Origin of the sequence: Paraburkholderia sp. Ac-20347 (genome assembly GCF_017104805.1) — a bacterium.
GTDB lineage: Bacteria > Pseudomonadota > Gammaproteobacteria > Burkholderiales > Burkholderiaceae > Paraburkholderia > Paraburkholderia tropica.
Genome location: NZ_JAAGPN010000088.1, coordinates 12,340 through 32,865, shown reverse-complemented (window position 1 = coordinate 32,865; position 20,526 = coordinate 12,340). Strand labels below are relative to the sequence as shown.

The 20,526-nt window shown below is 65.7% G+C and carries 15 protein-coding genes; 13 read left to right on the top strand and 2 right to left on the bottom strand.

What is annotated here, in order from left to right; translation table 11 throughout:
- The 12 genes from G3N97_RS18090 to G3N97_RS18035 all read left to right on the top strand — a co-directional run.
- Positions 1 to 1,010: tetratricopeptide repeat protein (locus G3N97_RS18090; RefSeq protein WP_205994472.1), on the top strand; the 1,010-nt coding region annotated here is incomplete at its 5' end.
- Between the two features lie 243 nt (positions 1,011 to 1,253).
- Positions 1,254 to 1,829 carry a helix-turn-helix domain-containing protein gene (locus G3N97_RS18085; RefSeq protein WP_205994471.1) on the top strand — a complete coding sequence of 192 codons (576 nt, stop codon included), beginning with the start codon at positions 1,254 to 1,256 and terminating at the stop codon, positions 1,827 to 1,829.
- Between the two features lie 363 nt (positions 1,830 to 2,192).
- The gene (locus G3N97_RS18080; RefSeq protein WP_205994470.1) at positions 2,193 to 4,904 is read left to right on the top strand and encodes a TonB-dependent receptor; all 2,712 of its coding nucleotides are present in this window, start codon (positions 2,193 to 2,195) and stop codon (positions 4,902 to 4,904) included.
- Positions 4,905 to 5,037: 133 nt separating this feature from the next.
- Entirely contained in the window at positions 5,038 to 6,936 is a 1,899-nt protein-coding gene (locus G3N97_RS18075; RefSeq protein WP_205994469.1) for an extracellular solute-binding protein, read from the top strand.
- Positions 6,937 to 6,944: 8 nt separating this feature from the next.
- Positions 6,945 to 8,000 (top strand): ABC transporter permease subunit, encoded by a 1,056-nt coding sequence (locus tag G3N97_RS18070; RefSeq protein ID WP_065063906.1) that lies wholly within the window; start codon positions 6,945 to 6,947, stop codon positions 7,998 to 8,000.
- Complete coding sequence (locus G3N97_RS18065) at positions 7,954 to 9,066, top strand: ABC transporter permease (protein WP_205994468.1); 1,113 nt, start codon at positions 7,954 to 7,956, stop codon at positions 9,064 to 9,066. Before G3N97_RS18070 ends, G3N97_RS18065 begins: the two co-directional genes overlap by 47 nt.
- Positions 9,066 to 10,709 carry a dipeptide ABC transporter ATP-binding protein gene (locus tag G3N97_RS18060; protein ID WP_183716259.1) on the top strand — a complete coding sequence of 548 codons (1,644 nt, stop codon included), beginning with the start codon at positions 9,066 to 9,068 and terminating at the stop codon, positions 10,707 to 10,709. The genes G3N97_RS18065 and G3N97_RS18060 overlap by 1 nt, the downstream gene beginning before the upstream one ends.
- Positions 10,706 to 12,142, top strand: a complete 1,437-nt coding sequence (locus G3N97_RS18055; RefSeq protein WP_205994467.1) for a TldD/PmbA family protein — start codon at positions 10,706 to 10,708, stop codon at positions 12,140 to 12,142. The genes G3N97_RS18060 and G3N97_RS18055 overlap by 4 nt, the downstream gene beginning before the upstream one ends.
- 95 nt (positions 12,143 to 12,237) lie before the next feature.
- Positions 12,238 to 13,539 carry a metallopeptidase TldD-related protein gene (locus G3N97_RS18050; protein ID WP_241030658.1) on the top strand — a complete coding sequence of 434 codons (1,302 nt, stop codon included), beginning with the start codon at positions 12,238 to 12,240 and terminating at the stop codon, positions 13,537 to 13,539.
- Between the two features lie 147 nt (positions 13,540 to 13,686).
- On the top strand, positions 13,687 to 14,235 hold the full coding sequence (locus G3N97_RS18045) for a GNAT family N-acetyltransferase (protein ID WP_205994465.1): 549 nt from the start codon (positions 13,687 to 13,689) through the stop codon (positions 14,233 to 14,235).
- Positions 14,232 to 14,813, top strand: coding sequence for a GNAT family N-acetyltransferase (locus G3N97_RS18040; protein ID WP_205994464.1), 582 nt, complete (start codon positions 14,232 to 14,234; stop codon positions 14,811 to 14,813). The genes G3N97_RS18045 and G3N97_RS18040 overlap by 4 nt, the downstream gene beginning before the upstream one ends.
- Before the next feature lie 50 nt (positions 14,814 to 14,863).
- Positions 14,864 to 17,995, top strand: a complete 3,132-nt coding sequence (locus G3N97_RS18035; RefSeq protein WP_205994463.1) for a multidrug efflux RND transporter permease subunit — start codon at positions 14,864 to 14,866, stop codon at positions 17,993 to 17,995.
- A 76-nt stretch (positions 17,996 to 18,071) separates the two neighbouring features.
- Here G3N97_RS18035 and G3N97_RS18030 read toward each other — a convergent pair whose 3' ends face one another.
- Positions 18,072 to 18,644, bottom strand: coding sequence for a cupin domain-containing protein (locus tag G3N97_RS18030; RefSeq protein ID WP_065063920.1), 573 nt, complete (start codon positions 18,642 to 18,644; stop codon positions 18,072 to 18,074).
- 451 nt (positions 18,645 to 19,095) lie between these two features.
- Positions 19,096 to 19,308 (bottom strand): hypothetical protein, encoded by a 213-nt coding sequence (locus G3N97_RS18025; protein ID WP_205994462.1) that lies wholly within the window; start codon positions 19,306 to 19,308, stop codon positions 19,096 to 19,098.
- 326 nt (positions 19,309 to 19,634) lie between these two features.
- Here G3N97_RS18025 and G3N97_RS18020 point away from each other — a divergent pair, with 326 nt between their 5' ends.
- On the top strand, positions 19,635 to 20,513 hold the full coding sequence (locus G3N97_RS18020; protein ID WP_205994461.1) for a hypothetical protein: 879 nt from the start codon (positions 19,635 to 19,637) through the stop codon (positions 20,511 to 20,513).
- Positions 20,514 to 20,526: the final 13 nt, after the last annotated feature.

Here is a 20,526-nt window from a genome sequence, read left to right as displayed (position 1 = left end):
AGGCGGCCGCCGTGCCCAATCGCACCGACTACGAGACCTTGATGGTCGAAGAGATGCGCGGCGCGGCAGCGGCGGCGGCGGGCGACAACGCCACCGCCGAGCGCGCGTACGAAACGCTGCTCGCGGGCGGCCAGGTGAAGGGCGAGGACGAGCAGCGCACGGCGGCCGCGCTCGCCGGGCTGTATTTCCAGCAGAAGGATTACGCGAAGGCGATCCGGACCGCGCAGCGCTATCAGAAGGCGGGCGGCACCGATCCGCAGATGCAGACGCTGCTGATCGAGGCGTATTACCTCTCGGGCGACAACGCGGGCGCGCTCGCGCTGCTGCGTTCGAGCGTCGATGCGCAGGTGCGCGCCGGTCACGCGCCGGAGGAAGCACAGTTGCAGCTGCTCGGCACCGTCGCGCAGAAGGCCAACGATCAGGCGGCTTATCGCGGCGCGCTCGAAAAGCTCGTGGCGTATCACCCGAAGCCCGCTTACTGGGACGACCTGATCCACGCCATTCGCGCGAAGCCGGGATATCTCTCCGCGCTCGACGTCGACGTGTACCGGCTGCGTCGCGCCGCCGGCTCGTTGTCGGACGCGAACGACTACATGGAATTCACGCAGCTCGCGATCATGTCCGGGTCGACGGCGGAAGGCAAGCAGGTCGTCGATCAGGGCTTTACGAGCGGTGTGCTGGGCCACGACGCGCAGGCGGATCGCGAGCGTCGTCTGCAGGCGCTTGCCGCCAAACGTGCGAGCGCGCCCGCCGATCCGCAGAATCCGCTCTCGCCGTTCGACGTGGGCTTCAATCAGGTCTTCGCGGGGCAACAGCAGGCCGGTTTCGCGGCGATGGACGCGGCGCTCGCCAAGGGCGTCGATCATCCGGACATGGCGCGTTTGCGGCTTGGCGAGGCGTATTACTTCGCGGGCCAAAAGGCGCGCGCGGTGACGGTTTTCAAGGCGGTCAAAGGCACGGACGGTTCAGCCGATCTCGCCCAGCTCTGGTTGCTGATCGCGGCGAAATAATCGCGATGTTGTCTCGTTGTTATCGCATTGTTATGTGGATGTAATTGCGTCTCTGTATTGGCCTCAATCAAGGCGCAATCTGCACCAATTGCAGGCGTTTTACGCAGTACGTTTCTCTCGTTGTGCGTTCAAACCGTTTGAAATAAAAACGGCTCGCTTTTGGTGCGAGCCGATGGAGGTGTCGCGCCATAAAAATAAGTTCGATCTAATCAAACAAATTTTGACGCGTTATTTTGTCTTGCTATGGTTTCGCCACTTGACGAGAAGGCATACGTTGCAGCAACAACCGGCCGCCGCATTCGCGCCCTGCGTCAGCGCCTCAGGCGCACGTTGCAGGAGACCGCGGAGCTGGCGGGAATATCCAAGCCTTATCTCTCGCAGGTGGAACGCGGGCGCGCCACGCCGTCATTGCGCTCGCTGATCGGCATCGCGCGGGCGTTGGGCGTCACCTTGCAGTACTTCATCGAAACACCGGCGGAAGAGCAGGTCGTGCGCCGCGCCGAGCGCCTGAAGTTTTTTGGTTTCACCGGGTCGGCGAATCAGTATGGCCGGCTGACGTCGCAGGGCGGCGATCGCAAGCTCGACGCACAGCTCGTGAAAATGCCGGCCGGCGCGCAACGTTTCGACGTCGTTGCGCAGGCAACGGAAGAGTTCCTGTATGTCATGAGCGGCGAAGTGTCGCTTACGCTGGAAGATACGACGTTCGTGCTGCGCGCGGGCGACACCGCACATTTCGAATCGGCGGTGCCGCATGCGTGGGCCAATCCCTCCGATACGGAAAGCGTATTCGTCTGGGTGGGTACGCCGAAGCTGATTTGAGAAACGCCGTTGCAACAGAAAAAAGCGCTTCACGGCAATACAGAAATATTAGTAGTCCAAATGTAATGTGAAGACTTCACCCGCGTGGCGCGCAAGCATAAACAGGGGTTGCCGCGCGGGACAGAAGGCGTCCGCAAAGAAAGACGTAGTGCTGTGATTGCGTGGCGCACATGCTTTGAAAGCCGTTAGCAGTCCGATTTCAAAAGGGGTTTGGGTGAATCGCCACGCCGGATGCAACCGCGCCGCCGGGGCGATTCGCACAATGGGCGCGACGCGACAGCGTCGTCAATCGACGGCGAGGTTCACAAGACCTCGCCCCGCGTGACGCAAGTGGGCGTGACTGACGAGTGAGAAGGGGAAAAAGTGAAACAGAGGGTTTTGGCGCTAGCCATCAAAAGGATAATCTGGGCTGAAGTCGCACTATCGGCGGCCATCGCGGCGCCGGCATTCGCACAAAGCCAGCCTGCCGCCACGAGCGGCGCGACCGCCGCCGCGGCGGCCACGGGTGCGTCCGACGCCGCGGCGTCGACGGCGCCCTCGGCTTCGTCGTCCACGACGACCAAGGCGAACGGCGACAACGTCGCGCAGCTCAAGAAGTTCGAGGTGACCGGCTCGCTGATCCGCCAGTCCGACAAGACCGGCTATCAGGCGGTGCAGACGATCACGCCGCAGCAGATCCAGAATTCGGGCGCGACGAGCGTCTCGGACTACATGCGCACGATCTCGGCGAACTCCGCGAACAGCTGGGGCGAGTCGAACGACGACAGCTTCGCGGCCGGCGGCGCCGGTATCGCACTGCGCGGCCTGAGCGAGAAGTACACGCTCGTGCTCGTGGACGGTCAGCGTGTCGCGCCGTACGGCTTCGCCGTGAACGGCACCGACACCTTCTTCGACCTTAACGCCATTCCCCTGAACGCCGTCGACCGCATCGAAGTGGTCAAGACCGGCGCCGTGTCGCAATACGGTTCGGACGCCATCGCGGGCGTCGTGAACATCATCACGAAGCACGACTTCCAGGGCCTGCAACTGGACGGCAGCTACGGCGGCGCCACGCAAGGCGGCGCGGGCACGACCAAGTTCGGCATTCTCGGCGGCTTCGGCAATCTCACGAGCGACCGCTTCAACGTGACCGCCACGATGAGCTACTACAAGTCGAATGGCTTCACGCTCGCCGACCGCGACACCACCGAGAACCAGGACTTCAGCAACAAGGGCTACGGCGGCTCGATCCTCTCGCCGTCGTACTGGCTGAACCCGACCTCGGGTCTCGCGGAAGCCGTCGGTCCCTGCGGCGGCGTGGTCCAGCCGTTCAGCAGCAACATCATCGCGTCGAACACGGGCGCGGCCTCGGGCGGCACGGTGTGCGGCCGCAACACGGCCGAATCGGGCTCGATCGATCCGTGGACCGAGCGCTGGAACGCCAAGGTTCACGCGGACTTCAAGGTCAACGACAACACCACGGCGTGGGCCGACCTCTGGGAAAGCAACATCAAGTCGGTTACCAACGACTTCGCGTCGTACCTCGGCAACAAGACGATCTACGACCCGGCCACCGGCACGCTCTCCGCGTGGCAGGCCGTGGTGCCGGCGAGCAACAAGTACAACCCGTACGGCACTGACGCGACGATCTTCACGTGGCTGCCGAATGTGGTCTCCGATACCACCGAAGCGAACTTCTACCGCGCGGCGATGGGGATCAAGGGCAACTTCTCGATCTCGAAGGAAGACTGGGATTGGGCATTGTCGTACGGCCACTCGCAGAGCACGGTCACGAACACCACGACGGGTCAGTTGAGCGTGGCGGGCGTGGAGAACATGCTCGCGAACGGCACCTACGACTTCGCGAATCCGTCGGCGACGCCTAACGGCCTGAACGGCGTGTTCACCGACACCAACAACATCGCGGTGTCGAAGCTCGACGTGGTGGACGCCACGCTGTCCACGCCGAACCTGTTCCACATCCCGACCGGCGACGTGGGCCTCGGCCTCGGCAGCCAGTTCACGCACCAGAGCGAGCGTATCAACCAGGGCGCGAACACGATGGACGGCTCGGTGCTGAGCCCGGCGCTGCAGACCGTCGACGGCGAGCGCAATGTCGCGGCCGTGTACTACCAGGTCGACATTCCGCTCTGGCAGCACATCCTGACCTTCAGCCAGTCGGGCCGCTACGACCATTACAGCGACTTCGGCGGCGCGTTCTCGCCGCGCTTCGCACTGCGCTTCCAGCCGATCCAGCAGTTCACGATGTACGGTTCGTACAACCGCGGCTTCCGTGCGCCGAGCTTCGTCGAGAACACCAACTCGACCAGCACGGGCATCTCGCCGGTCGGTCCGAATGGCGCGGATGAAACCGTCATCACGACCGGCAACACGAAGCTGCAGCCGGAACGCACGAAGAACTACAACATCGGCTTCCAGCTGTCGCCGGCGCGTGGCACCGATGTGGGCTTCGACTTCTACAAGATTCACGTGGATAACGCGATCGGCGCGGTGGTCGACCCGAGCAAGACGGTCTACAACTCGGACGGCTCGATTGCCTACATGGTCGAGCCGTACCAGAACCTCGGTTCGTTCGACACGTCGGGCTTCGAAACCACCTTCAGCCAGTCGATCAACACGCAGATCGGCCGCTTCACGCTGTCGGCGGACTGGGCCTACGTCTGGCACTTCAAGATGGACGGCATCGGCGGCAGCACGGGCACGATCGACGGCGCAGGCAACGACTCGACGCTCGCGCAGCCGTTCGGCGGCTCGTTCCCGCGCTGGAAGGGCACCACGGATCTGGCGTGGAACTGGCACAAGTGGAATGCGACGCTCGACTGGCAGTACGTCGGCCCGTATTCGGATGCGCTGGGCTACAACTACTCGACGGGCTCGTACAGCCAGTTCAACCTGAACGTCGCGTACTCGGGCTTCAAGCACTGGACCATCTACGGCGGCATCAACAACATCTTCAACAAGGCGCCGCCGTACGATCCGCTCTGGCTCGGTGCGATCGACCAGACCGGCTACGACCAGTCGCTGTACAACTACGTGGGCCGTTACCTGCAGATCGGCGCAACGTACAAGTTCTAAACGCAGTGGGCTAGCAGCAAGGGCCGGGCGACCGGCCCTGTCCTCACGAAGGACGCATCAAGGCCGCGGCGCGCGCATCACCTGCGCGCGCCGCGTGCCGCTAACGCAAACCATGCGGACAGAAAGACCGAAGATGAGACTGACGAAGTGTGCGCGCGTCGTGGCGGCAGCCCGCGTAGCGCTTGCAGCATGCACGCTGGGGGCGGCGTTCGCCGGTGTCGCGCAGGCGGCCACGGCCATCGCGCAGTACGACGCGCCCAAATATCCGGCCAACTTCACGCATTTCGATTACGCCGATCCCGACGCGCCCACGGACGGCACGCTGAGCTTCCAGAATTTCGATCAGGCGCAGAGCTACGACTCGCTCAATCCCTTTCTCGTGCGCGGCTCGCCCGCGCCGGACATCAAGAATCTGATGTTCGACACGCTGATGCAGCGCAGCTGGGACGAACTCGCCTCCGAGTATCCGCTGATCGCGCAGAGCGTGGACGTCGCGCCCGATCTCACGTCGGCGACCTTCCATATCGACCCGCGCGCGCGCTTCTCGAACGGCGACCCGATCACGGCCGCCGACGTCAAGTATTCGTTCGACACGCTCACGAGCTCGCAGGCCTCGCCGCTGTTCAACGCGCAGTTCGAAGTGATTCGCGACGTCGTGGTGATCGACCCGCATACGGTGCGCTTCGATTTCCGCCGCGCCGAACGCGACGCGCCGCTGATCGCGGGCGACCTGCCGGTGTTCTCGCCGAAGTGGGCGAAGAAGGCCGACGGCACGACCATCGCGTTCAACCAGCTCTCGAACGTGCCGCCGATCGCGAGCGGCGCGTATCTGATCGAGTCGCGCAAGAACGACAAGCAGATCATCTACCGCCGCAATCCCGACTACTGGGCCGCGGATCTGCCGACGCGGCGCGGCATGTACCGCTTCCAGCGCATCGTCTTCAATCTGTATCTCGACCTGTATACGCAGCTCGAAGCGTTCAAGGCCGGCGACGCCGACGTGCACGTCGAGTACAGCGCCACGCAATGGGCGCGCAAATACGTGGGCAAGAATTTCCGCAACGGCATGCTCGAAAAGCGCGACTTCGCGACGAGCCCCGCGCAGTTCCAGGGCATGCTCATCAACACGCGCAAGGACCGCTTCAAGGACGTGCGCGTGCGTCATGCGCTTTCGCTCGCGTTCGATTACGACTGGATGAACCGCATGATGTTCTACGGTCAGTACACGCGCCTGAAGAGCTATTTCGACGTGAGTCCGTTCGCTGCCACGGGCCTGCCGTCGGCGCAGGAACTCGCGCTGCTGGAGCCGTATCGCGCGAGTCTGCCGCCCGAGGTGTTCGGCCCGATGATGCAGTTGCCGAACACGCTGCCGCCCAATTCGCTGCGCGGCAATCTGCGCGAGGCGCGCGATCTGCTCGCGCAGGCGGGCTGGCACTATCGCGACGGCGCGCTGCGCAACGCGGCCGGCGAGCCCATGACCGTCGAGATCATCGACGACGAACCGGGCATGGACCGCCTGATCCTGCCGTACACGCAGGCGCTCGGCATGCTCGGCATCCAGGCGCATCTGCGCGAGATCGACAGCGCGCTGTATCAGAAGCGTATCGACAATTTCGATTACGACATGACCACCTACATCTACGCGCCCACCACGATTCCGGGCGCCGAGCTGGTGCGCCGCTTCGGCAGCGCGGCGGCCAGCCAGGTGGGATCGGAAAACTATCCGGGCGTGCGCATGAAAGTGGTCGACAAACTCATCGACGCCGTGCAGAAAGCCAACACGCTCGCCGATCTGGAAACGGCCACGCATGCGCTCGACCGCGTGCTGATGAACGAATACTTCCTCGTGCCCGAGTACTACGCGCCGAACGAGCGCATCGCCTTCAAGACCACGATCGGCCGGCCGGCCATTTCGCCGCTGACCTACGTGCCGGAAGAGTGGACCATCGACTACTGGTACCGCAAACCCGGCGCGCCCGATCCCGCGCGCGCGGGCGGCGCTTCGTCCACCCACACCGCCGCCGTGCAGTAAGGAGCCGCATGTACGCCTATATTCTCAGACGTCTTTTGCTGATGGTGCCGACGCTCATCGGCGTGGTCACGGTCACGTTCATCGTCACGCAGTTCGTGCCGGGCGGTCCGGTCGAACAGGTGCTCACGCAGTTGCGCCACGGCAGCGGCGCGCGCGGCGGCGAAGTGGGCGCGGGCGGCGGCGGGTATCACGGCAGCCAGGGCGTGGACCCGCAGCAGATCGAGCAGATCAAGAAGCAGTTCGGCTTCGACAAGCCGCCGCTCACGCGCTACGTGATGATGCTCAAGGACTACGCCACCTTCGATCTCGGCCAGTCGTACTATCAGCACGCGAGCGTGTGGCAGGTGATCCGCGAGAAGCTGCCGGTGTCGATCTCGCTCGGCTTGTGGACCGTGATCCTCACGTATCTGATTTCCGTTCCGCTCGGCATTGCGAAAGCCGTGCGCAACGGCTCGCGTTTCGACACCGTCACGAGCGTGCTGGTGCTCGCGGGCTACGCGATTCCCGGCTTCGTGCTCGGCGTGCTGCTGCTGATGATGTTCGGCGGCGGCACCTTCTGGCAGGTGTTTCCGATGCGCGGCCTCACCTCCGACAACTTCGACGACCTCAGCGCGATCGGCAAGGTGCTCGATTATCTGTGGCACATGGTGCTGCCGGTCACGGCCTCGGTGGTGGGCAACTTCGCGATCGTCACGATTCTCACGAAGAACACCTTCCTCGAGGAAATCGGCCGCCAGTACGTGCTGACCGCGCGCGCGAAGGGTGCGCCCGAGCGCGACGTGCTCTGGAAGCACGTGCTGCGCAACGCGGCGATTCCGCTCGTCACCGGTCTGCCCGCTGCGTTCGTGGGCGCCTTTCTCAACGGCAACCTGCTGATCGAAACGCTCTTTTCGCTCGATGGCATGGGGCAGCTTTCGTACGACTCGGTAATCCGCCGCGATTACCCCGTCGTGCTCGGCTCGCTCTTTCTGTTCACGCTGATCGCCCTCGTCACCAAACTCATTGCCGATGTCTGCTATGTCCTCGTCGACCCCCGCATCCAGTTCCACCGGCTGGACCGCTGATTCCGCCACGCTCGCGCACGCGCAGCCGGTTTCGCCGTGGCGTCGCACGTGGCTGCGCTTTCGCGCGCAGCGGCTCGGTTACTGGAGCCTCGTGATCTTCATGGTGCTGTTCGTCGTCAGCCTGTTCGGCGAAGTGCTCTCGAACGACCGGCCGCTCGTGGTGCGCTATGACGGGCACTACTATTTTCCGATCGTGAAGGATTATCCGGAGACCTTGTTCGGCGGCGATTTTCCCGCGCAGACCAATTATCTGGATCCGTACATTCGCTCGAAGCTGACCTCGCACGGCAACTTCGCGGTCTATCCGCCGAATCCGTATCGCTACGACACGATCGACTATTTCGCGGCGCGTCCGTATCCGGCGCCGCCGTCGTCGAGCAACTGGCTCGGCACCGATCAGTTCGGCCGCGACGTGGTCGCGCGCCTGCTGTACGGCTTCCGCCTTTCGGTGCTGATGGCGTTCGCGCTCACGGTCTCGGGCGTGCTGCTCGGCGTGCTCACGGGCGCGGTGCAGGGCTTCTACGGCGGCCGCACCGACCTGATCGGCCAGCGCCTGATCGAGATCTGGAGTTCGATGCCCGATCTCTATCTGCTGATCATCTTCGCGTCGATCTTCGAGCCCACGCTGTGGCTGCTGTTCATCCTGCTGTCGATGTTCGGCTGGCTCGTGCTGTCCGATTACGTGCGCGCCGAATTCCTGCGCAATCGCTCGCTCGACTACGTGAAGGCCGCGCGCACGATGGGGCTCACGAACTGGCAGATCATGTGGCGTCACGTGCTGCCGAACAGTCTCACGCCGGTCATCACGTTCCTGCCGTTCCGCATGAGCGCGGCGATTCTCTCGCTCACGAGTCTCGACTTTCTGGGCCTCGGCGTGCCGCCGCCGATGCCGAGCCTCGGCGAGCTGCTGCAGGAAGGCAAGAACAATCTCGACGCGTGGTGGATTTCGATTTCGGCGTTCGCGGCGCTGGTCATCACGCTGCTGCTGCTGACCTTCATGGGCGACGCGCTGCGCAATGCGCTCGACACGCGCGCACGCGGCTCGGCATTCGGCGGAGGCAAATGATGAGCGCACCGTTGCTGGATATTCAGGATTTTTCGGTGCGTTTCGGCGACAAGCTCGCCGTGCGCGATCTGAGCCTGTCGATCGCGCGCGGCGAACGCGTCGCGCTGGTCGGCGAATCGGGTTCGGGCAAGAGCGTGACCGCGCTGTCGATCCTCGGCCTCGTCGCGCAGGCGGAACTCGGCGGGCGCATGCTGCTCGACGGCGTCGATCTGCTGCAACAGAGCGAGCGCCAGATGCGCGGCATTCGCGGCGGCGACATCGCCATGGTGTTTCAGGAGCCGATGACCGCGCTCAATCCGCTCTTCACGATCGGCAAGCAGATCGCGGAAAGCCTGCGTCTGCACGAAGGTCTGCGACCGAACGCGGCGCGCGCGCGTGGCATCGAACTGCTGCGTCGCACCGGCATTCCCGAGCCGGAGCGCCGCATCGACAGCTTCCCGCACCAGCTTTCGGGCGGCCAGCGTCAACGCGCGATGATCGCGATGGCGCTCGCGTGCCGTCCGCGTCTGCTGCTCGCCGACGAACCGACCACGGCGCTCGACGTGACCGTGCGCCAGCAGATCGTCGATCTGCTGCTCGAACTGCAGGAGCAGGAAGCGGCCGCGCGCGGCATGGCCGTGCTGCTGATCACGCACGATCTGAATCTCGTGCGCCGCTTCGCGCAGCGCGTCGCGGTGATGGAAAAGGGCGTGCTGGTGGAAACCAACACGACCGAGGCGCTGTTTTCGAATCCGCAGCATCCGTACACGCAGCGTCTGCTCGACAGCGAGCCGTCGCGCGCGGTGCAGCCGGTCGCGCCCGACGCGCCCGTGATTCTCGACGTGAAAGATCTGGCCGTCGATTACCGCACGGCGGGCAAGGGCTGGCGCTCGCTGTTCGGCGGCGACGCATTTCGCGCCGTGCACGAAGCGAGCCTCACGCTGCGGCGTGGCGAAACGCTCGGCGTGGTCGGCGAATCGGGATCGGGCAAGTCCACGCTCGCCTCGACGGTGTTAGGCTTGCAGGGCGCGGCGGAGGGCGAGATCCGTATCGACGGGAAGCCGCTCGCGGCGCTGCGCGGCGCGGGCGAGCGCCTGTCGCTCTACAAGCGCATGCAGGTCGTATTTCAGGATCCTTTCGGTTCGCTCTCGCCGCGCATGACGATCGAGCAGATCGTCGGCGAAGGGCTCACGGTGCATCAGCCACAACTGAAGGGCGAGGCGAAGCGCCGCCGCATCGGCGGGCTGCTGGAGGAAGTCGGGCTGCCGGCCGAGTCGATGCTGCGTTATCCGCACGAATTCTCGGGCGGCCAGCGTCAGCGCATCGCGATTGCGCGCGCGCTCGCGGTCGAACCCGAGATGATCGTGCTGGACGAACCGACCAGCGCGCTTGACGTTTCCATCCAGAAACAGGTGCTGGCGTTGCTCACGGACCTGCAAAAGCGGTATCGTCTGAGCTATCTGTTCATCACGCACGATCTCGCGGTGATGCGCGCGATGGCGCATCGCGTGATCGTGATGAAAGCAGGGCGCATCGTCGAGCAGGGCGACACGCTCGCGGTGCTCGACGCGCCCACGCATCCCTATACGCAGTCGTTGCTCGCGGCATCGATGCTGGCGAATCCGGCATCGGCATCCGCCGCGCTCAAGGAGAACATTGCATGATCGATGAAAGCTGGACGTTGGCCGTACGCGGACTGCGCAGTTCGGCCGATTTCTGGTCGGTGCGTTTCGTGGACGAACGCAAGGACGATCACGTCGTGCGCAACGACGTGGCGCTGCCGCTGCGCATCGCGCGCGAGCGCGGCGCGATGGTGACGGCCTGGGCCGGCGCGGGCGCGGGCTACGCGGCCAAGGCGGACCTCACGGCGAGCGGTCTGCAACGCGCGCTGGAGATCGCCACGGCGCGCGCGCAGGCGAGCGCGGCGCACGCGCTGATCGACCATCGCGAGGTCGCGCGGCCCGCGCAAAGCGGCGAATACGTTTCGCCGAACGCGCAGGCGGCGCTGCCGTCGCGGCGCGAATGGCTCGAGCGCCTCGCGCACGAATGCGCGGCGGCGAAGCTCGATGCGCGCATTGTCGAGCGCCAGGCGGGCATGGAAGTCACGCAGTGCGACCAGCTCTATCTGACGAGCGACGGCGTGCGCATCGAACAGCGTTTCCGCTTTCTGATGCCGGCGCTGTCCGTGGTCGCGCACGACGACGGCGATACGCAGGAACGCACGCTCGGCGGCCATTACGGCTTGCTCGCGCAGGGCGGCATGGAAATTCTTGGGCGCTACGGTTTCGACGGCGCGGGTGTGCGCGTCGCGAACGAGGCGCTGCAACTGCTCGCCGCGCCGAACTGCCCCACGGGCAAGCGCGACCTGCTGCTGATGCCCGACCAGATGATGCTGCAGATTCACGAGTCGATCGGCCATCCGCTCGAACTCGACCGCATTCTCGGCGACGAACGCAATTTCGCGGGCTGGAGCTTCGTGAAGCCGGAGATGTTCGGCAGCTATCAGTACGGCTCCGAACTGCTCAACGTGACCTTCGACCCGGACACGCGCGAGGAAGCCGCCGCCTATGCCTTCGACGACGACGGCAGCGCGGCCAGCAAGGAATATCTGATTCGCGCGGGCGTGCTGGAGCGACCGCTCGGCGGCGCGCTTTCGCAGCAGCGCGCGGGCCTGCCCGGCGTGGCGAATTCGCGTGCGGCGAACTGGAACCGTCCGCCCATCGACCGCATGGCGAACCTCAATATCGAGCCGGGCGACCAGTCGCTCGATGCGCTGATCGCGGGCGTCGAGCACGGCATTCTGATGAGCACGAACACGTCCTGGTCGATCGACGATCATCGCAACAAGTTCCAGTTCGGCTGCGAGTTCGGCCAGCTGATCGAAAACGGCAAGCTCACGGAGATCGTCAAGCGGCCGAGCTATCGCGGCATTTCCGCGAGCTTCTGGCGCAGCCTCGCGGCGGTCGGCGACGCGTCCACGCGCGCGGTCTACGGTACGCCGATGTGCGGCAAGGGCGAGCCCGCGCAGGTCATCCGCGTGGGTCACGCCTCGCCGGCCTGCGTGTTTTCCAACGTCGAAGTGTTCGGAGCCGCCTGATGACCGATTTGCTTTTTGCAGGCTCGGATGCCGCCACCGCCGCCACTGCGACGCGCGCGCCGGGCGCCTCGATCGACTGGCACGCGCATTTCGCAATGCTCGCCGACGCCATCGAGCGCCAGCGTCAGCCCGGTGAAACCGTGCTGAGCGCGTTCGCGGGCGAGCAGTCCGATTTCATCCGCTTCAATGCGGGCAAGGTGCGCCAGAGCGGCCAGGTGGAGCAGGGGCGTCTGACGCTGCGGCTCGTGCACGGCGCGCGTCAGGCCTATTCCACGCTCGACCTGAGCGGCGACGCGAACGCCGACGTGCGCCACACGGCCGAGGCGCTCGCGGCGCTGCGCGAAAGTCTGCTCGACGCGCCCGACGATCCGCACGTGCTGTTCGACACCACCTCGTGGTCGCGCAGCACGCGTCGCAACGGCAAGCTGCCGCAACCGCAGGCGCTCGTCGAACGGGTCGCGCAATGCGCGCAGGGACTCGATTTCGTCGGCTTCTACGCGGGCGGCACGCTCTCGCGCGGCTTCGCCTCCACCACGGGCAGCCGCGGCTGGTACGAAGTGGAGAACTTCAATTTCAGCTGGTCGCTGTATCAGCCGAACGGGCGCGCGATCAAGACGCACTACGCGGGCGACAACTGGGACGACGCCGTGTTCGCGGCCAAGGTGAGCGAGGCGGCCGCGCGTCTGCCGGTGCTGCTGCGCGCGCCGCGCGTACTCACGCCGGGCGGCTATCGCGCGTGGCTCGCGCCGGCGGCGCTGTCCGAGTTCGTGCAGTCGATGGCGTGGGGCGGCTTTTCGGCGCGCGCCCAGGCGGCGTCGACGAGTCCGCTCTACAAGCTCAACACGGGCGCGGTTGCATTCGATTCGCGCGTGGCGTTGACCGAGTCGCTCGAACTGGGCATCTCGCCCGCCTTCAACGACGACGGCTATCTGCGCGCGAGCGTGCCGCTGATCGAGGGCGGCCGTGGCGTGGGCCAGTTGACGAGCGCGCGCTCGGCACGCGAGTACGGGCTCGAACCGAACGGCGCGCTGCCGCAGGAAATGGCCACGACGGTGTCGATGGCGACCGGCGACCTCGCGCCCGAAGACGTGCTCGCGCGTCTGGGCACCGGGCTCTACGTCGGCAATCTCTGGTACGTGAACTTCTCGGACCGCATGAATTGCCGCCTGACCGGCATGACGCGTTTCGCGACCTTCTGGGTGGAGGACGGCGAGATCGTCGCGCCCGTCGACGCCATGCGTTTCGACGACAGCCTGTACGGTCTGCTCGGCGAACGCCTGGAAGCGCTGGGCGCGCAGTCCGAACTGCTGCTCTCCGATTCCACCTGGGGACAGCGCGCGACCGGCGGCATGCAGTTGCCGGGCGCGCTCGTGAAGTCGTTCGAACTGGTGCTGTAGCGCGCAGGGTTGGACGCGGCGCGCACGAGGGCGCGCCGCAGAAAGCAGTGAGGCAGGAAAGCAGGAAAGCAGCAAAGCAGCAAAGCAGAGAAGCTGGAAAGCGCAGTACGGAAGTGCAGGAAAACGTAAAACAACAAGGATGCACAGATGTCGAATAACGCAAATCCGCAGACGGGCGGGCCGCTCGTGCTGCGCGGCATAAGAGAGCGAGACGCTGAGCAGTTGCACGCGCTGATCTACGCGCCTTCGATGGCGCACGGCGATCCGCAAACGCCGTTTCGCACGCTGGAATCCACGCGCGAATGGATCGCGAAGCTCACGCCGCAAATCATCATGATCGGCGCGTGGATGGGCGAGGAACTGGTCGGCCAGGGCCAGGTGCAGGTCGGCCGCATGCGCCGCGCGCACGTGGCGGATCTCGGCGTGGGCGTGCACGGCGACTGGCAGCGGCGCGGCGTCGGCACGCGGCTCATGGCCGAGATGCTCGATCTCGCCGACAACTGGCTCGGCCTGCGCCGCCTCGAACTCAGGGTGTTCGTCGACAACGAGGGCGCCATCGCGCTCTATCGCAAGTTCGGCTTCGAGATCGAAGGCCGGCTGCGCGGCAGCATGCTGCGCGACGGCGCGTACGTCGATTCATTTCTGATGGGGCGTCTGCGTGCGCCGCTTCCCTATATCGACAGCGAGGCATCATGAATCTTCCTCACGATGCGGCGGCGCAACGCGCCGCGTTCGCGAAGGCGCTGCGCGTGCGCGCCGCCGAACCCGACGACAGCGAGGCGATGGCCGCGCTCATGAACCTGCCGGGCGTGCGTCCCGGCACGCTTTCGCACGGCTATCGCACGGGCGAAGCGGTGCGCGCGTGGCTCGCGACCCAGAAGGCCGACTCGATGATGATCGTCGCCGAATACGAAGGGCAGATCGTCGGGCAGTCCGAACTTCGCGCGTACGACGGGCGGCGCTCGCATTGCGGCTCGATCGGCATTTCGGTGCACGACGCGTATCATGGGCGCGGGGTGGGCTCGCTGCTGCTCGCCGGGCTGCTCGACGCCGCCGACAATGCGTTCGGGCTGCGACGCGTCGAGTTGCAGGTGTTCGCGAACAACGCGCGCGCGCTGGCGCTCTATCGCAAGTTCGGCTTTGTGGTGGAAGCGCGCGCACGCGGCGATGCGATCCTCGACGGCGCGCTGCACGACGTGCTGCACATGGCGCGGCTCGTCGATGCGCCGGTGTTCGCGCCGCCGGTCGTCACGGACGGTCCGCAAGCGCCCTGAGCTCGCCGGCCCCTTAAGTCAATCAAGCTTCTTACGCCAGGACGCCTCGCGTGCCCTTCTTCTTCATCGACCGGCCGGTCTTCGCGTGGGTGATCGCGCTCGCCGTCATGGTGGCGGGCGCGCTCGCCATCACGCAGTTGCCCATCGCGCAGTACCCGCGTCTCTCGCCGCCGCGCATCGTGATCGTCGCGCAGTATCCGGGCGCGTCGGCACAAACCGTGGATGACAACGTCGCGAGCATCATCGAGGAAAGCCTCGATGGCGCGGACGGCATGCTCTACTACGAAACCAGCAGCGACGGCCTCGGCAATCTCGAGATCGACGTGACCTTCGCGCCTGCCACGAATCCCGACATCGCGCTCGTCGACGTGCAGAACCGCATCAAGCAGATCGAGGCGCGTCTGCCGCAGGCGGTCGTGCAGCAGGGCGTGAACGTGGTGAAGGCGTCCAACACGTTCCTGATGCTGGTGGCGCTCACCTCGACGGACGGCTCGCGCGACTCCGCGCAGCTCGCCGACTATCTGAACCGCTATGTGCTGCGCGAACTCAAGCGCGCGCCCGGCGTGGGCTCGGCCGAGCTGTGGGATTCCGACGAGGCGATGCGCATCTGGCTCGATCCGTACCGGCTGCGCGAATACGGGCTGGCGGCGAGCGACGTGACGACCGCGATCACCGCGCAGAACGCGCCCGTGACGGCGGGCACGATCGGCGACGCGCCGTTCGCGGCGGGCCAGCAGACCAATGCGTCGGTCGATGTGAAGGGCCAACTGGACACGCCCGAGCAGTTCGGCGAGATCGTGCTCAAGGCGAAAACCGACGGCTCGATCGTGCGTCTGCGCGACATCGCGCGCGTGGAAGTCGGCCGCAGCGATTACTCGTTTTTCTCGCGCCTGAACGGACGGCCCGCCGCGACGGTCGGCATCCAGCTCGGCCCGCGCGGCAACGCGCTCGAAACCTCGGACGCGATCCGCGCGCGCCTCGCCGAACTCTCGAAGCGCATGCCGCCCGGCATCGCCGTGGAGATTCCGTTCGACAGCGCGCATTTCGTGCGCGTGGCGATCCGCGAAGTGGTCATCACGCTGCTCGAAGCGATCGTGCTGGTGTTCTGCGTGATGTGGCTGTTCCTGCGCGATCTGCGCGCGACGCTCGTGCCCACGGTCGTGATTCCGGTCACGCTGATGGGCGCGTTTCTCACGCTCTACATGGGCGGCATGTCGATCAACGTGTTCACGCTGTTCGGCCTCGTGCTCGCGATCGGCATTCTCGTCGACGACGCCATCGTGGTGGTGGAAAGCGTGCACCGCGCGATGCACGAAGAAGGCTTGCCGCCGCGCGAAGCCACGCGCCGCGCGATGTCGCGCATCGGCGGGGCGATCGTCGGCGTGACGGCGGTGCTCACGGCCGTGTTCGTGCCGATGGCGTTCTTCACCGGGAACGTGGGCGGCATCTATCGTCAGTTCGCCGTGTCGATGATCGCGTCGATGCTGGTGTCGTCGTTCATGGCGCTATCGCTCACGCCCGCGTTGTGCGCGAGCATGCTCAGGAAGCCGAAGCATATTGAAGCGCACGGCACGTCGCGGGTGGCGCGCGTGTCGCGCGGCTATCGCGGCATCGTCATCAAGCTGTTGCGCCGCAGCCGCCGCGTGCTCGCGATCTACGCGGTGCTGCTTGCCGCGGGCGCGTGGCTCTACTGGCAGATGCCCGAAGGCTTTCTGCCCGCCGAGGACGAAGGCCAGTTGCAGGTGATGATCCAGTTGCCGGCGGGCGCGAATCAGGCGCGCACGCTCGACGTGCTGCAGCGCACGGAGCAGATTCTGCGCAGCGAAAGCGCGGTTGAAAACGTCACGGGCGTGGTCGGCTGGAGCTTCGCGGGCAGCGGCCAGAACGTGGGCATGGCCTTCGTCGATCTCAAGGACTGGGACCGCCGCTCGATCAGCGCGCAGGCGCTGCGCGATCGCCTCAACGACAAATTCGCCACGATCCTGGACGGCGACGTCGAGGCGACCTTGCCGTCGCCGGTGCCGGGCATCGGGCACTCGGAGGGCTTCACGTTCCGGCTCGAAGATCGCGGCGGCGTCGGCATGGATGCGCTCAAGGCGGCGCGCGGCCAGCTGATCGACGCGGCCACGAAGAGTCCCGTGCTGGCGGGCGTGCATTCGGAGGATCTGCCCGATGCGCCGCGCGTCGATCTCGACATCGACCGCGCCAAGGCCTACGCGTTCGGCGTGCCGTTCGACCGTATCGCCGATCTGTTGAGCACGACGTTCGGCTCGACCTACGTCGACGACTTTCCGGCGGGCGGACGCATGCGGCGCGTGATCGTGTCCGCCGATGCGAACGCGCGCATGGCCGACCGTCAGCTGCTCGATCTGCCGGTGCAAACGAGTACGGGCGCGACCGTGGCGCTGTCGTCGCTGGCGAGCACGCGCTGGACGCGCGGCCCGGTCATGCTCGCGCGCTACAACGGTTATCCGTCGCTCGACGTGAGCGGGCGCGAATCGCACGGACACAGCTCCGGCGAAGCGATGGCGGAAATGGAGCGGCTCGCGCTCGATCTGCCCGAGGGCGTGGCGTACGAGTGGACCGACACCGCGTTCGAGCAGATCGAAGCGGCGCGCGACACGCCGCTGCTGCTCGGGCTTTCGCTGCTCGCGGTCTTCATGGTGCTCGCGGCGCTTTACGAAAGCTGGATCACGCCGCTCGCGGTGCTGCTGGTCGTGCCGCTCGGCACGCTCGGCGCGGTCACGGCGATGCTGCTGCGCGGCCTGCCCAACGACATCTACTTCAAGGTGGGGCTCGTGACGGTGGTCGGGCTCACGGCGAAGAACGCGATCCTGATCGTGCAGGCCGCGAACGCGCGGCGCGAGCGCGGCATGCGCGTGGCGACGGCGGTGGTGGCGGGTTGCGCGGAGCGACTGCGCCCGATCGTGATGACGTCGGCGGCTTTCGTGCTCGGCGTGGTGCCGCTCGCGCTCTCGCATAGCGCGGGCGCGGAGAGCCGTCATTCGATCGGTACGGGCGTGCTCGGCGGCGTGCTGGCGGCGACGGCGCTCGGCCTCGTGTTCGCGCCGGTGCTCTATTGCGCGGTGGCCGCGCGTTCGCCGGTGCGGCGCGCGCCCCGTTCGCGACGCGGACGCGGTTCGGCGCGCGGCGAAGCGGTGTTCGAGGAAAACGCGCAATAAGGCGCCTGGCAGGACGCGATCATCGGAACGCGTGGAGGTGCACGAACGTGCGTGCACCCGCGCGCGATTGAAGCGCCTAGAACAGCCGCGGCGTGCCGACCCAGACCAGCACCGCTTCGTCGTCGCGCGCGTTGGTCCAGCTATGCGGCACCGTCGATTCGTAGTGCGCGCTGTCGCCCGCGCCGAGCACGAACGACTTCCCTTCGAGCGTGATGGTCACTTCGCCGCTGAGCACGTGGACGAATTCCTCGCCCGCGTGCGTGGTCACTTCGCTCGGCCGCTCGCCGGGCGGCATGCGCACCAGAATGGCTTCGAGCTGGCGGCCGCCTGACTGATTCGACAGGCGTGCGAACAGATCGGCGGAATCCGCGAAGGCGAAGTATTGCAGATCCTTGCGACGGCGCACGCAGCCTTCCTCGGTCGGCGTATCGACGAAATAACTGACCGGCACGCCCAGCGCTTTCGCAATGCTCACGAGCGAAGTGATGGACGGGCTGGCGTGATCGCGTTCGACCTGCGAGAGAAAGGGTTTGGATAGCTGCGAGACGGTCGCGATGTCGTCCAGCGTGCGCCCCTGGCGCTGGCGCAGCGAGCGGATCTTGCTGCCGACGGAGACGACGTTCTGGGTTTCGACGGTTTTCGATGCCATGTTGGGGGCGAGTCGTTGGAATGGGTGCGAGAAGAGGCTTGCCGCCATGCCGGCGCGCTAGCGGCAATTATTTGTCTGATGGATGCGAATGCCGCAGCATTCGATGTGGATTGTTGCGCGGAGTGTTGAAAAAACTGCGTATTCCGGCTGGATTTCCCCGCTGCGAATCAATTCGCTTCTCCATCGATTTCGTTCTAGTAAATGTGCGCGTGAAAAACCCGCCGACGCGCATTAGCGAAAATGGGCGATGTCGTGTGCATCGCATCACTTCACAGGTGTCCCAAGCATAACATCGCCATTTTTCTGAGGGTATCGGAGTTTGTTTCTTATTCTTTCCCTTACATGTGAGCGATGTGAGACGTGCGCCCCGAAACGCACGCTGCGCGCCGCATTGCGCATTATTCGGCGCGGACTGAATTAGAACGGCGCACTGCGCGTGTAAATCGGCGATTCAGTCGAGATGCAATCGCTTCTGAATGGCGTCGGAATCTGCATGAGTTTCGCATGAATTTTGCAAGACTCCGCGCGTATTTCCGATGACTGTGTCCCAGCGCACGTTGATCGGTAATTCGATGTGATGTCGCGCCGGGTATTCAGACTGATTTTTATTCTGCGTGATCGTGGTGCGGCCATGCGCGATGGTGATTGCCGGCGATCGCATCATGGGGCGTCATCCAGATCCGCCATCGTGGCCGAATCCGCCGATTGATCTTCACGGCGAAGCGGCGCATATTCATTTCCACTTTCTCGCCCATCCTCCCTCGCGCTTTCGCGCACCTGACGCAACGGCACGCCAATTGCGGGCCTTCGCCATTCGCCATCCGCCGCACCTGGCCTTCGGGCCGCGGCGGCCCTGAAAGCTTTCGAAGCCCTAGCACGTCCATGTTCAACGAACCAGGTCGAGGCGCCCCCGGTCCGAGACAGTGTTCCCACTGCGGAAACCGGCTGAATGCGCCATTAATATTTTGTCCCCATTGCGGCACGAATCAATTGTCCGGCGCGACCCGCGGCGCGGGCGCGGAGCCCGAGCGGCCGCGCGTGGCCGCGCAGCGTTTTCCGGCTGAACGCAGCGCGGTGCCCGCGGGTTTCGGACGCGAGCGCTATTACGCCGATTACGACGGCTATCGGGCGCACGGAGGCCATCGCGGACACGAAGATCACGGCGCGCGCCGCTCGCGTCTGCCGCTGTATGCGTTCGGCGCGGTGGCGCTCGTCGCGACGGCGCTGACCGGCTATGTGATCTCGCATCGCGATGGCGGATCCGCTGCGGGCTCGAGCGCCGGATCGAGTGCGATGGTCGGGCAGACGGTGGAGGGCACGGTGTCGTCGCAGCAGAACGATGCGTCGCCGTCTTCGAAGACCGTCGCCGCGATGCATCGCGATCCGGCCTCGCCGCGCGCCGCGCGTGCGCTTGCCGCCGTCGCGCCTGGCGCGATCCAGAATGCCGCCGTGGACGCGCGCGCAGCGGCCGGAAAAACGGTCGCGCAGACTGGCGGCACGGCGACGCGTGGCGACGTCGCGCGCAATCTCGCGACGGCGCGCACGAGTCTCGACAAGAACCGTTTGTGGCCCGCGCGCCGCGCGATCATGAGCGCGCTCGCCGAGCAGCCGGGCAACGCCGACGCACAGCAGATGAAAACCGATCTGCTGGCGCGCGAGCAGGAGCGCGACGCCTTGCTCGGCTACGGCCGGCTCTGCGCGCGCGAGGGCAAGTGGTCGTGCGCGTGGCAGAACGCGGGCCATGCGGTGACGATCGACGCGTCGAGTCAGGAAGCGAAACGCCTGCTCGCGCGCGCCATCGCGGCGCAAGGCGCGGGCACGGCGGGCCATGTCGATGCGGGTTCTCCGGGGCCGGACGACGATCAGTAAACGCGCGCTAGCG

What these genes read in the sequence shown, in the direction of transcription:
- G3N97_RS18085 (WP_205994471.1), top strand. Translation starts at nt 1,254, where the DNA reads ATGGTTTCGCCACTTGACGAGAAGGCATACGTTGCAGCAACAACCGGC.
- G3N97_RS18075 (WP_205994469.1), top strand. Translation starts at nt 5,038, where the DNA reads ATGAGACTGACGAAGTGTGCGCGCGTCGTGGCGGCAGCCCGCGTAGCG.
- G3N97_RS18070 (WP_065063906.1), top strand. Translation starts at nt 6,945, where the DNA reads ATGTACGCCTATATTCTCAGACGTCTTTTGCTGATGGTGCCGACGCTC.
- G3N97_RS18065 (WP_205994468.1), top strand. Translation starts at nt 7,954, where the DNA reads ATGTCCTCGTCGACCCCCGCATCCAGTTCCACCGGCTGGACCGCTGAT.
- G3N97_RS18060 (WP_183716259.1), top strand. Translation starts at nt 9,066, where the DNA reads ATGAGCGCACCGTTGCTGGATATTCAGGATTTTTCGGTGCGTTTCGGC.
- G3N97_RS18055 (WP_205994467.1), top strand. Translation starts at nt 10,706, where the DNA reads ATGATCGATGAAAGCTGGACGTTGGCCGTACGCGGACTGCGCAGTTCG.
- G3N97_RS18050 (WP_241030658.1), top strand. Translation starts at nt 12,238, where the DNA reads ATGCTCGCCGACGCCATCGAGCGCCAGCGTCAGCCCGGTGAAACCGTG.
- G3N97_RS18045 (WP_205994465.1), top strand. Translation starts at nt 13,687, where the DNA reads ATGTCGAATAACGCAAATCCGCAGACGGGCGGGCCGCTCGTGCTGCGC.
- G3N97_RS18040 (WP_205994464.1), top strand. Translation starts at nt 14,232, where the DNA reads ATGAATCTTCCTCACGATGCGGCGGCGCAACGCGCCGCGTTCGCGAAG.
- G3N97_RS18030 (WP_065063920.1), bottom strand. Translation starts at nt 18,644, where the DNA reads ATGGCATCGAAAACCGTCGAAACCCAGAACGTCGTCTCCGTCGGCAGC.
- G3N97_RS18025 (WP_205994462.1), bottom strand. Translation starts at nt 19,308, where the DNA reads ATGATGCGATCGCCGGCAATCACCATCGCGCATGGCCGCACCACGATC.